General features: G+C 36.5%; 4 protein-coding genes. 2 read left to right on the top strand and 2 right to left on the bottom strand.

Annotated features, from left to right (window positions below):
* Window positions 1–42: 42 nt before the first annotated feature.
* On the top strand, window positions 43–4,047 hold the full coding sequence (locus NQ163_RS03785; RefSeq protein ID WP_268188955.1) for a hybrid sensor histidine kinase/response regulator transcription factor: 4,005 nt from the start codon (window positions 43–45) through the stop codon (window positions 4,045–4,047).
* An 80-nt stretch (window positions 4,048–4,127) separates the two neighbouring features.
* Here the strand turns inward: NQ163_RS03785 and NQ163_RS03780 are convergent, their stop codons facing one another.
* Together NQ163_RS03780 and NQ163_RS03775 are read right to left on the bottom strand one after the other, a co-directional pair.
* Entirely contained in the window at window positions 4,128–6,458 is a 2,331-nt protein-coding gene (locus NQ163_RS03780; RefSeq protein WP_268188954.1) for a glycoside hydrolase family 3 N-terminal domain-containing protein, read from the bottom strand.
* Between the two features lie 165 nt (window positions 6,459–6,623).
* Window positions 6,624–7,328, bottom strand: coding sequence for an NUDIX hydrolase (locus NQ163_RS03775; protein WP_268188953.1), 705 nt, complete (start codon window positions 7,326–7,328; stop codon window positions 6,624–6,626).
* Window positions 7,329–7,718: 390 nt separating this feature from the next.
* Here NQ163_RS03775 and NQ163_RS03770 point away from each other — a divergent pair, with 390 nt between their 5' ends.
* Window positions 7,719–14,303 carry a carboxypeptidase-like regulatory domain-containing protein gene (locus NQ163_RS03770; RefSeq protein ID WP_268188952.1) on the top strand — a complete coding sequence of 2,195 codons (6,585 nt, stop codon included), beginning with the start codon at window positions 7,719–7,721 and terminating at the stop codon, window positions 14,301–14,303.
* The last annotated feature ends 13 nt before the right edge of the window (window positions 14,304–14,316 follow it).

Genomic DNA, 14,316 nt, shown 5'->3' with positions numbered 1-14,316 from the left:
ATTTGTTACAAGTTTGATCACCAGTCAATTTTATTGATTGAGATGAATATTTTAGCCAATATGATGCAGAAATTTTACTTACTACTTACTTCAATTTTAATCTCAGTTTGCTTTTCGGTTAAAGGAATCGACCTGAGGCACCTTACCATACACAAAGGACTGAGCAACAATATTGTATACTCTATTGCCGAAGATTCTAAAGGACTTCTTTGGTTCGGCACACGAAATGGGGTTAACCGATACGATGGATATGAGTTTAAACATTACAAACTGATGTCTGAAGATGAGTTAAATTCGGAGACAAATGTTGCCAAAACCTTATTAGTGGATCAAAATGACAAACTTTGGGTAGGAACACTAAATGGACTTTTTTCCTATGATGCCGAAAAGGATACTTATTTCAGGGTAGAAGGCACAAACGCAAAAGAATTGGCTTCTTTGCGTATCAATGTATTGACTGAAGATAGTGAGGGTAATCTCCTAATAGGTGCTGATAACTCAGCCTACATTTTTAAATCAAAAGAAGATTCTTTGATTAAAATTAAAGAGATCAACACTCCAGTTTTGTCTATTCTGCCATTCGATCAACAGCATTTTATTATTGGAACAAGCAATGGGATATTTAAAATAGATGCTAAAAATTATAGAATAAGCCCGCTAAATGAACTAAAAACCAACAAATACCAATTGTCAAATTCGTATTGCAATTACCTGTTTCGTGATGCAGTAAACCGAATATGGATCTGTACAATCGACAATGGAGTTTTTATTTGGGACTTAGCCAAAAAAGAAATTATAAAATGCAATAGTCTTAGCAGTGAAATTGCAGATGGAATATGGATTAAAAAAATTATTCCTATTCATTCAGGATACTATCTTGTAGGTGTTGATGGTCTTGGAGCCTATATAATCAACGAATCTTTGGAAATTGTGAGAAATTTTAATCACAACGAAGATAAACCTAATTCTTTAAGTAGTAATGGTGTATATGATTTGCTGCGTGACGACGAAAATCGTTTTTGGATTGCTACTTACGGAGGAGGCGTTAACATTTACGACCCTAACTTTCTACCCTTTAAACCAATACAACACATTGTAAACAAGAAAAATTCTCTAGCCAACAATACAGGCAGGGCCGTTCTTGAAGATTCATTTGGCAACATGTGGTTTGGAACCAAAAAAGGCATCAGCAAATTAAATCCTTCTACCAATCAATGGCAACACTTTTACAACAGGACAAATCAGAAGAAACAAATAGGCAGCAATACAATCCTTAGCCTTGAACAGGTGAGCAATAACGAAATATGGATTGGCAGTTATGGTGGCGGAATAGATCAATTAAATTTATCGACAGGCAAAATTCAGCCAGCATTTCCTAAACATGTGCTGGAAGAAAATGAAGGAAGCATTTACGTATATGAAATTTTAAAAGACAGAGATGGGAATATATGGATTGGCTCAATCAGGGGAAAGTTGTTAAAATACAATCCAACTACGAAAAAGATAATTTCTTATCCAATTTATAGTGTTCAGAATATATATGAAGGAAGTTCCAACTTCCTATATATTGGTTGTCGTGAGGGATTCTACCTTTTTAATAAAAGCAATGGGGAATTCAAACTTTTTGTGCCAGACAAAAATAATCCTGATGCAATTAGCAGTAGTGCCTGTTTTTGTTTTTATGAAGATAAAAATGGCAAGGTATATATTGGAACAGAAGGAGGTGGATTAAATATTTTCAATCCTAAAACAGAGAAATTCAGTCATTTTACGAAGAAAGATGGTTTACCTTCTAACACAATTTATGGCATCCTTCCCGACAAAAAGGAGCAAATTTGGTTGAGTACGACAAATGGCTTGTCTCTTTTTAATCCTCCTGGCAGGAAGTTTGTTAATTACGATATTTCGGATGGTTTATCCATTAAAGAATTCAGTATTGGAGCTTCTTGCATCACCTCACAGGGTAAAATGATATTTGGAGGCGAAAGCGGTTTTGTATCCTTCGATCCTCTTCAGATTCAGAAAATACTAATAGCGCCCAAGATATTTTTTACGGATTTTAAAATATCCAATAAATCATATCCAATAGGTAATCCTAATACACCACTTTCAAAACATATCGACCTAACCCGGGAAATTGTGCTGGATTACCACCAAAACTCCTTTTCTTTTGATTTTGTAGGAATTAACTACACTAATCCTGTAAAGAATCGTTACTCTTGGAAATTAGAGGGATTCGAAGATGAATGGACTCCTTCATCTTCTGCTTCCATAGCCAACTATACTAACATTCATCCCGGAACCTATACATTTAAAGTAAGAGCCAGTAACCTGCAAGATGATTGGAATGGAAAACAAAGAGAAATTACCATTAAGGTACAACCTCCTTTCTGGCAAACTTACTGGGCTTATGCTATTTACCTTATTCTTTTCTTAGGAATTGCTAGTTTTATTTTCAAATTTATCCGAATCCGAATTCAAGAAAAGAACTCCAATGAGAAAATTCAGTTTTTCATTAATGTAGCACATGACTTAAAAACACCACTAACTCTAATAAAATCGCCCTTAACCAGCCTTTCGTCAAGAGAAAATTTGCCTAAGCAAGATTCGGAATTGCTTCATATGGCTCTTAAAAATGTAGATAAACTCACAACCTATTTCACTCAGCTCCTGGATTTTCAAAAGGCCGAAATGAAAAAGATGCAACTGCAGGTTGGCAGACACAATTTGGTAGAACACCTGACCGAAGTATCCAGTTCATTCCAACCCCTGCTCGAAAAGAAAAGGTTGCATTTTCAATTGCTATCAAGCCAGGAAGTAATTGAATTATGGTATGACCACTTAAAATTTGACAAGATTTTTTACAACCTGATTTCCAATGCAATTAAATATACTCCTGAGGAAGGAAAAATAAGCATATGCATTGAGTTACTGCGTAATCAATGTTTGATAAAAGTTGAGGATAGTGGGATAGGAATTCCTGAAAATCAACAGGAAAACATCTTTAAAAGATATTACCGTGCTACAAATGCCATTAACTCGGAGGAAACCGGCAGTGGCGTAGGCTTGCTACTTGTGAAACAACTGGTAAATGCTCATTCAGGCACCATTAGTTTTACCAGTAAACCTAAAGCCGGCACCAGCTTCTTTATCAAGTTCAAAATGGGCAATAAGCATTTCAATGTCAACGATTTTATCGACCAACAAACTGACGAAAAATACATTCCCGTATTTAGAACTTCCATTAAGCCTGAAGTAAAAGAGAACAAAGCAGATAAATTACCAAAACCAGATACGAATCTTCCAAAACTCTTAATTGTAGAAGATAGTAAAGAACTGAATACCTTTCTTGGAAAAGAACTAAGCTCTTCGTATCAAATTATGCAGGCTTCCAATGGTAAAGAAGCTCTTGAACTGATCAAAGAAGAAGAACCTGATATTATTGTATCGGATATTATGATGCCCGAAATGGATGGAAGAGTATTCTGTAATCATTTAAAAAAGAATATCGAAACCTGTCATATTCCAATTATACTGGTAACAGCCCTAACCTCTTCCGATTACAAAATTGAAGGCTATGAATTAGGTGCCGATGGGTATATTGAGAAACCTTTTGATTTGAGAATTTTAAAATCGAAAATCTCTAATCTTTTGAATTCTCATAAGGTTCTGAAAGAGAAATTCTTGAAACAGGAAGACACTACAGAGCAAATCAATTACAAAAATGAACTCGACCAGGAATTTATTCAGAAATGTATGGATATTGTAAACGAAAATCTTGATAATACCGATTTCTCGGTTGAAGAGTTCAGTAAAAAACTCTTTATGAGCAGACCAGTATTGTACAGAAAGCTAAAAGCATTGACGGATCAGTCTCCTCAGGATTTTGTGAAAATTATCAGATTAAAAAAATCAGCTGAACTTATAAAAACAGGAAAATATAGCATTAGTGAAATCGCTTACAGCACAGGCTTTTCCGACCCTAAGTATTTCAGTACTTCATTCAAAAAGTTTTATGGTGTGAGTCCAAGTAAGTATGGCTCCTAAAACATATGATATGAGCTGTTGCAGGCAGCAAAAAAAGAGCAATAAATGATATTTATTGCTCTTTTTTATTCTTATAATTTCTATTCAATCACTTCAAAGGTCAGCTTGTGAAGATCCTCATCAAGCGATGATCCACCAATCATTACTATGAATTTGCCTGCTTCTACCTTCTTATTCATATTAATATCATAGAATTCAAGCATCTTAGGCGATATCCGGAATTCCAGAACTGAACTTTCATTAGGTGCAAGATCTATTTTTTTGAAAGCCTTCAATTCCTTTACTGGTCGGGTTACCGAGCTATACTCATCACGAATATAAAGCTGTACAATTTCATCACCTCTTCGATTCCCCACATTGGTAAGCTGCACTGAAAGCTGAACTGTTTCATTCTTTTTAACTCTTTGTTTGCTCAGTTTTATATTGCTGTATTCAAAATTGGTGTAGCTTAAACCATATCCGAATGGAAATAAGGCACTACTTTCATCGGCTTTGTATTTGTGAAAATACTGAGATGGTTTGTGGTTATATACGGTTTGAATTTGCCCTGCATTTCGTGGAATTGAAATAGGAAGTTTTGCACTTGGATTAAGCTTCCCAAACAAAATTTCGGCCACTGCCTGACCTCCAAAACTTCCGGGTTCCCATGCTTCCAGTAATGCAGAAACATTATTGGCAATCCATTCCACTCCCAAAGGTCTCCCGTTTACCAATACCACAACAACAGGCTTTCCACTTTTGTGCAGAGCCTCTACTAATTCTTGTTGTTTTCCTGGCAACTGAATGTTTGAACGATCTGTATTTTCTCCACAGGTTTTATCATCCCATTTGTAACGCATGGAATTTTCACCAACAACTACGATGGTTAGATCATGATTTTTGGCGAGTGATGCGGCCTTTACAATTTTTGAATCTTCAATTGACAATAAAGTCTCGCCACAATTGTAAAAACTTAATTTACAGTTTGCCGGCGCTTCCTGTTTCAAACCTTCAAATATGGTAAGCACATTTTCATCAGGTTGTTTTGCCGACCAATCTCCCATAATCGTTTGATTATTTGCATTGGGTCCTGTGACCAGAATTCTTCGATATTTTGTTGTATTGATAGGCAATATCTCTTCATTCTTTAATAAGACAATTGATTTTCGTGCCATATCAAGAGCGGTTTGCTGGTGTTCTTTGGCAAATATCTGCTTCTTGGCCATTTCCAAATCGGTAAAAGGATTTTCGAACAAGCCTAAACGAAACTTTGCCTCAAGAATTTTACGCACCGATTGGTTAATTCTTTCTTCGCTTAGTCGGCCCTCTTCAACCAATTCCTTTACAGGCTCGTGAAATCTTGGCCCATGCATGTGCATATCCATTCCAGCATCCACCGATAAATAACAGGCTTCCTTTTCAGTTTCGGCTACAAAATGCAGATCCACCAATCGCTCAATATCCATCCAGTCGCTGACAAAGAAACCATCGAAGCCCATTTCATTGCGCATTAATTCAGTCATAATATAATGATTGGAATGACAAGGCACACCGTTGAGTTCATTATGCGCTGCCATCATAGAGAATACATTGGCATCAATTGCCGCCTGATAAGGAGGGAGAAAAACTTCTCGTAGTGTTCGTTCCGAAACATCCATAGGAGCAGCATTGAGTCCGTTTACCGGTTCGCTGCCAGCAATTAAATGTTTGGCGCAGGCAATTACCTTATCTTCTCCGGTGAAATTATCTCCTTGCATTCCTTGAATCATGGCTACTCCCATCTCTGAAACCAAATGTGGATCTTCTCCAAATGTTTCACCTACTCTACCCCAACGAGCATCACGAGCGATATCAATGTTTGGAGTAAATGCCCATTGTGCACCCATGGCACGCATTTCAAGAGCGGTTTCGCGAGCACTACGCTCAACAAGAGCCGGTTCCCAGGTACTTGCTATTCCTATGGGCGTTGGATATACAGTTGCTCCTACATTTAAGGCATTTCCATGAATTGCATCAATTCCTATTAATACCGGGATTTTTAATCGGCTTTCTCTGGCCAGTTTTTGTAAATGATTGGCTTCTTCCGGTGTTTTCACATGTAAAAACGAACCTACCATTCCTTTGCGTGTCATATCTTCCAGATCTTCTACCGACAAATCCGGGTAATATCCCATTGCATCATTGTCGTGCAAGTCTTTCTCACTCATCACCATCTCTGCCTCTCTGATATGATCAGGTCCAACATACTGACACATTTGGGCAATCTTCTCCTCCAAAGTCATTTGAGACAGCAAATTTTCTACCCTAATATCAACTGGTAAATCTGGATTAAGATAGTTTGCTTCTCCATCATTTTTACTCTTGCATGATGAATAAAAGCCTATACAACCAACCAAATATATTGCCAGTAATTTCTTTCTGTTTCTTCTCATTGTTGCTACTGTTTAAATCAAAATCTAAACATAGATATTGGCACAAAATTCATGGTTTAATCTAAATTCATTTAGGTTTAAACTAGGTTCTTAATTTGATTTCAAAAAACAGATCATTCATCTGAATAACAAGAACTTTAAAATAATTACAGCTACAATTCAGACTTAATTTCTTTCAAAAGCACTACCATTAAAACAGTACAAACTTGCTGGTTTATGCCTTACGTTTTTCTGTTTTTCGTTTAATGGAGTTAAGTATTGTAGTTGAGCAATTTTTTTCCTGAAATTTCTCTTATCCAAGCGTCTGCATGTAACCGTTTCATATACTTGCTGTAACTCATTCAGGCTAAATTTTTCAGGTAACAAATAAAATGCGATGGGATCCTGCTCAATTTTTCGATTCAGGAATGTTAGCGCTTCTTGTAAAAGTGGATGTAAAACAGTATCAAATTCGTTAGAATCAGATACGGGAACCCATTTTGCCTTCTCATGATCCGCTTTGTTTTCCGAAGAGGCCACCAATACACAGCAGCCAATAATTACAACGGGATGTTTGGAAGCATTTTCAGAATGATTATCATACATGATTTCTATATGTTTTGGATATTGGGATTGAATCCGTGTTTGAACCTGCTCCACATATATCTTCTCAAAAGAAATTAATTCCTTGAGATTTTCACTTACCATTTCATGAAGTGATTTTTCTTGTTCAGTAATTTGAGCTGCAATAAAAGCATTGTTTTCTCTTTCTGAATTGCCTCTGTTTTGTGTCACAGCTCTTTCATCAACAAGAACCTGAAGTTCGTTTTTGTCGTAACGCAACACAACACTTTCAATTGAAATAAATCCCCTAAATATCGCACATTCCATTCCGCTTAGTTCTTAGCTTGCAATTGGTATGTTTGCTTTTTCCTACAAAAATTTAAAAGCATACAATCTTCAATTGCTTCACATTATTCTCTTCAAATTAAGCTGATCATGCTGAAACTATAGTTTACTTAGAATTCAAGATGGTATAAACTGGGTTCTTTTTGGAAGCTTATCTTAAACCAATCATGACATATGGTAAGAATTCCATGCTTTATTTCCCACTTAATTAAGTTCACATTTGTTTAGACCTATTCTATATATAAATCCTATTTTAAAATAAAAATCATGCTATCGATAAAAACATTATGAATAATTGTATTTTTATGAAATACATAAAATTTATGAGATTGATACTCTTTTAATCCATATCACATTAAAAATCATGCAATCGTGAAAAAGTTAGCCATCTTAATTTTGTTAGTTCTAGGTATTAACATCTGCCATGCACAAAAAGAATTGGATAAATTATGGACCGAGCTTGAACAGTTTGAGTTAGAAGGAAGATTCCATAGTGCAAACCGAGTTACGAATCAAATTCTTCAGCAAGCCAAAAAATCAAAACGAAGCGATCAAATTGTCAAGGGGTTTATTTACCAATCGAAATTTAGCCTGCTGTTAGAAGAAGATGCTCAAAAGAAGGTTATTCAAAACCTGGAAGCTCACTTGAAAGAAAGTGATGCTCCTACTTCTGCTCTTCTGGAATCTATTTATGCACAATTTCTTAAACAATACCTGGATAAGAACCGATACAAAATAAACAAAAGGACAAAACTTAAGGGATTCGTTAATGCTGTGGACTTTGAAAAATGGGACATGAATACTCTTGGGGAACAAATTGTTTTACATTACAAACGATCCCTGAAAAACAAAGAAATTCTTCAAAACATCTCCATTGATGATTATCGTGATATCCTAACAGAAAGCCGCTCTTCTCACAAATTCAGACCTACTTTATACGATTTTCTTGCGCATCGAGCCATTCAGTATTATCAAAAAAACACATGGTATTTTACCAGGCCAAAGGAACAGTTTTACATCAACAATCCTGTGGTGTTTAAATCTACAAAGGAATTTAGCAAAGAATTATTCCTCACAAAAGATAGCTTATTCTCGAATCGAAATGCTTTACTATTGTACCAAGAACTTGAATTGTTTCATGAGGGTTCTGATACAACAGCCTATGTTGATGTGCTATTGGAGCGATTAAATTTTGCCAAGGAACAAGGAAATATCGAGAACAAAGAAGAACTGTATATCCAGGAACTAAACAGACTTTCCAATCGATTTGCAAAGCATACGGCTTCGGCCATGATCAATTACAAAATTGCAGATTACTATTTCAAGGAGAGTAATACTTACAATGCCAAATACGATCCCATCTTAAAAAACTATCGCATTAAAGCATTAGATCTTTGCAATTCGGTTGTGAAACAATACCCAAACTCCGATGGAGGATTGCTGTGTACCATTTTGAAAAATAAAATTGAACAAGCCTCTGTATCCCTTCAAACTGAGCAATACAATATACCTAACAAAGCATTTCTTGCCAAAGTTCAATTCAAAAGTGTTGATAGCTTGTATCTTTCAGCCTATCCTGTTCCCTACGATTTTTACAAGAACAAATCCACCTATAAAAAGGATAGTTTATTATTGAATGTACTGAAGAAAACAAAAGCGAGTGCATCAAAATTCTATTTGCTTCAGCCAAAAAAGGACTATTACGAATATACCACCGAAGTAGATGTTCCTGCACTGCCTGCTGGGAATTACATTTTGCTTTCCTCAGGATCTAAAAAGATTAGCTCTATAGATGAAATCTACAACCATGCAGTGATTTCAATAAGCAAACTTACAATGCTTAGTATTAAGCAAAAAAAGCATGAGCTAATAAAAATTCTGGACAGGGAAACAGGAGCACCCAAAGAAAATGTAAAAATATCTGTTAGCAGTGAGCCTGAAAATTTCGAACGCAATGGATTTACCAACAGCAATGGTGAATTTTTAATTGAAAAGAACAACAAGAATCACCATTACCAAATTATTGCGACAGATGGTACCGACTCGATTAGCAATTATTCTTACATCAACAGATTTTACAAAGATCGAAACAAAGACAAGGAACATATGGCCAAAGGCTATTTGTACCTGGACAGGAGTATCTACCGCCCCGGACAAACAATGTATTTCAAAGGCATATTAAGCGAAAAGAAAGATGGAAAATCGCAAGTAGTTCCTAATACCTATGTATCGATATGCATTTCTGATGCCAATTATGAAGAACTCAAAGAGTTTCGATTAAAAACCAATGAATACGGTAGTGTTAGTGGTGAATTTACTTTGCCGGATAATTTGCTTACAGGCCAATTCACCATCGAAATGGATGAAGATTTCGGTAATGAGATTGAGGATCCAGATCCATTCTATGACCAAATTGACGACTTTGACTACGCAGAGCTAAGTTTTTCGGTAGAAGAATACAAGCGACCAAAATTTGAAGTGATATTTAATGCTGTAAAGAACAATTACGTAATTGGCGACAGTGTAAGTGCTACAGGTTTTGCCAAAGCTTTTCTGGGGTCGAATATCAGCGATTCAAAAGTAAGTTATACCATCAGCAGAGAAAGAGTGCATGACTGGAGACGTGGCTTTTATGGCAGCTCGTCCCAAACTATTAAAACAGGAACTTGCAAAACCAATGCACAAGGCAAATTTTCCATTGATTTTGTTGCCATTCCCGATTCACTGGCAAAAAAAGAGGATAAACCAATTTTTCTCTACTCGATAAAAGCTGACGTAACCGATCAAAATGGAGAAACCAGGAGTTCTTCCAAAAACATTAAAGTTGCTTATCACAACCTGAAAGTAGATGTTTTAATGGGCGGTCGACTGAATTCGGATAAGGATCAAACGATTAGCATCCAGACCAAAAATCTAAATGACCATTTGATTGATGCCAATGTGGAACTTTGTATTAAAAAATTGAATGGACCAGGAAGAGTGGTTAGAAAAAAACCTTGGGAGATCGTAGAAATCCATTCCATTTCAAAAGAACAATTTATCAAAGACTTTCCACATGAAGTGTACGACAGCACCGATGTAGAACAACATTGGACAAAAGGAAATACCGTTTATATCAAAAAGGCAGGACCAAAGGAATCAAAAGAGTTCGCTCTTCCGAAACTATCGAAGTGGGAAGCTGGTATTTATCAGCTGGAAGTAACAGCTACCGATAATGAGAAGGATACGGTGATTACAAGCAAGAACTTTGAAGTTTTTCATCCTGATAATAATGAATTGGCCGATCACCAGATGTTTTCTTATGAAATTGTGAACCTGGATTTTAAGAAAGACAAGTACGTAATATTAAAGCTAAAAACGGCTTGCCAACAACTAAATGTTCATGTAGAAGCTTACTACAGAAATGAGAATGTATTCAAAAAGCTGGTAAATATTGAAGATGGCTACAGCATTGTAAAAATTCCAGTGAAAGAATCTTACACGAACAAACTGGACTTTAACCTCTACTTTGTAAAATACAACAGCATTGTAAAAGAACAGTTCTCTGCAGTCTTTAAAGAAGTAGAAAACAAGCTGAATATTGAAACCTTAAGCTTCAGAAATAAACTTACACCAGGACAGGAAGAGAGCTGGAGTTTTAAAATTACCAATTCGAACAACAAGAAGGTACAAGCCGAAGTTCTGGCTTCCATGTACGATACTTCCCTGGATCAGTTTAAACCTCATTCATGGAGAACTAATATTGGATTCCGTAAAAAAAGGTACTCTTCGGCACCATACATTCAAAGCAGATTCTTTGGCTTACAGTATTTTTCGAATTTTAATTCATTTCGTTTTACCAATACCGTTCCATACCTAAAACAATATCATGAATTGAAACGATTTGGATGCCATTTTGGTGATACCGAGTATACCAATAAGATATATCTGAAGCAACTGAAGCGAAAGCAGAACACAATACAACATGTACAAGGTAATGTGAATGGCATTGTAACGGATGAAACGGGTATGCCTATTCCTGGCGTTAGAATCATGATTAAGGGTACAAAAACTGGCGTTAGCACGGATATCGATGGATTCTACTCGATCAATGCACCCAAAGGTTCTGAACTGACCTTCAGTTTTGTGGGAATGAGTACACAAGAAATGATGGTTTCGAAAGCTGGCACCTACAATATGGCTTTACAGAATGATCATGTTGGATGTGATGAAGTAGTGGTTACCGCTATGGGAATTGCCCGAGAAACATCAAGGACCGGAACATATGCCTACGTAAAAGCCAGTGATATAAGAGATGATATTATGCTACAGTTGAATGGACAAATATCAGGAGTCGATATTATTGAAATAGTTGAGGAGAATGAAGAAATGGATGAAGAATGTTTTGTTAAAATACGAGGTTATAGTGGTACAGGAAACTCTAACTCTCCCTTGTATATTATCGATGGAGTACCAGTAGATGCAAAAACAGGAGCACAATTCTCTCCAAAAGATGTGGCAGACATTACCGTATTAAAAGGAGCATCTGCTACTGCACTATACGGTTCAAGAGCCAGTAATGGTGTGGTAGTTATCAGCACGAAAAAAGGCTTGAAAGAATTGACACAGGTGGAAAGCAGGAACGACTTAAAAGAAACGGCTTTCTTCTACCCTCACTTGTGGACCAATAAAAAGGGTGAAATTATTTTCAAATTCAATAGTCCGGAAGCACTTACAAAATGGAGATTGATGCTTTTTGCTCACAACAAATCCTCTGAAAATGGCTATGTTGAAAAGTTCGTTGTTACACAGAAAAATCTTAATGTAATTCCTAACGTCCCACGCTTTTTAAGAGAGGGTGATACCATTACACTAAGTACAAAAATCAGTAACCTTACCAAAGAGAAGCTACAAGGATCTGCTGCTTTGCAATTGTTCGATGGCGCAACTGGAAATCCTATCAATAAAAATCAAGTGGATTTTAATCCAATGCACAATTTTGTAGTAGATGCCAAAGGAAATACAAGTTTGAACTGGACCATAAAAGTTCCTAAAGATCTTGCTGCCCTTCAATATAAAATTGTAGCTAAAGCAGGATCGCACAGCGATGGTGAAATGGGAATTATTCCGGTACTTTCCAACAGAAGCTTGGTAACAGAAGCAAAGTCGATTTGGGTTCAGCCGGGCACTACAAAGGAAATTCAGTTCGAAAAGCTAAAGGATGGCAATTCTAATACACAAAGCAATCACAAGTACACGATAGAATATACAAGCAATCCGGCATGGTTGGCTTTAAAATCATTGCCTTACCTGATGGAGTTTCCACATGAATGTGCAGAACAAAGCTTCTCAAGATTCTATGCCAATGCATTGGCCAGGGATATCCTTACAAAGAATCCTAAAATAAAGGAGGTCATTCAAGCCTGGAAAAAAGGTCAATCGTTGACATCTCCATTGGAGAACAATAAAGAATTGAAATCTATCCTGATTGCAGAATCTCCCTGGCTAAGAGATGCGCAGGATGATGAGAAAAACAAAGCCAGATTGGCCAATCTTTTTGAAAAGGATAAACTAAAATTACAGCAACTACAATCTTTAAACAAACTTAGAGAAATGCAGCTTTCATCTGGAGCATTTCCTTGGTTTGCCGGTGGAAATGAAAACCGTTTTATTACCCAACATATTCTGGCTGGATTGGGTCATTTGCAAAAGCTGAATATCAATAATGAATACCGCGATCAATGTAAAAAAATTGAAAAGAAAGCCATCGCTTATCTCGATAGAGAATTTATAGAACAGCACAAGACTTGGGCTGAAAATTCAAAAGAAGACAAGGATGTTTCTCTATCTTCAAGCAGCTTGCATTATTTGTATGGCAGAAGTTTCTTTAAGGCGAACTATCCTTTATCAGACCAACTGCAAGAAATCACAAAATTGTATATCGAAGCATGCAAAGAAGATTGGCTAACCAAATCATTGTACAATAAGGCATTAATTGCATTGATTTTGCAAAGAAACGGAGAAGAGAATGCCGCCAAGCAAATTACGGATGCCTTAACAGAACAAGCTGTTATTAAGGAGGAAAATGGCATGTACTGGAAGAGCAATAAAAATGGTTGGTATTGGTATCAATCTGCCGTTGAGTGCCAGGCTTTACTAATTGAAACCTTTAGCGAAGTAGATGGCAATATGAATAAAGTGAACCGTTTAAAACAATGGCTGCTTAAAAAGAAACAAACCAACAAATGGCCAACCACAAAGGCTACTACCGAGGCCATTTATGCTTTGCTAATGCACGGAAACAATTCTCTGGCTCTTGACCAGCATACCCAAATCACAATTGGAGATAAGAAAATAAGCAGTGAGAAACTGGAACCGGTTCAAAAGGAAGCTGGAACAGGTTACTTTAAATTGAATTGGAAAAAGAAAGAAATCGATTCATCCATGGCTAAGGTAACAGTTAGCAACAAGAGCAATATAACCGGTTTTGGAGGTGTTTACTGGCAATACTTCGAAGACCTGGATAAAATCAGCGATTCTGATCAGGGAGATTTGATCGTACAAAAAAGCATGTACATTAAGAGATCTACAGATGAAGGTGAAGTTCTGGATCCTATCTCAGCAGACACTCCAATTAAAATTGGCGATTTAATTACGGTTCAATTGGTAATAGAATCGAAAAATGATCTGGAATTCATTCACCTGAAAGATTTACGAGCTGCCGGAATGGAACCTTTGGATGTTCTTTCGGGCTACAAATGGCAAGATGGCCTGGGCTACTATCAAAGTACCAAAGATGTGGCAAGCCATTTCTTCTTTGACAATTTGCCTAAAGGCAGATATGTATTTGAATACGATCTGAGAGCCAACAACAAGGGGAATTTCTCCAATGGAAATGCCAGCATACAAAGTATGTATGCTCCTGAATTTACAGGACATTCCAAAGGAAATCGAATTTCGATTCAGGAAAGCAATTAAGATTTAAATCGAA

Origin of the sequence: Marinifilum sp. D737, assembly GCF_026672275.1 — a bacterium.
Taxonomy (GTDB): Bacteria; Bacteroidota; Bacteroidia; order Bacteroidales; family Marinifilaceae; genus Marinifilum.
Note: the sequence above shows the minus strand (reverse complement) of the source record. Positions and strands in the feature narration are given on the sequence as shown.

Excerpts from the sequence above, each read along its gene's own strand:
- NQ163_RS03775 (WP_268188953.1), bottom strand. The coding sequence starts at position 7,328 with ATGGAATGTGCGATATTTAGGGGATTTATTTCAATTGAAAGTGTTGTG.
- NQ163_RS03780 (WP_268188954.1), bottom strand. The coding sequence starts at position 6,458 with ATGAGAAGAAACAGAAAGAAATTACTGGCAATATATTTGGTTGGTTGT.
- NQ163_RS03785 (WP_268188955.1), top strand. The coding sequence starts at position 43 with ATGAATATTTTAGCCAATATGATGCAGAAATTTTACTTACTACTTACT.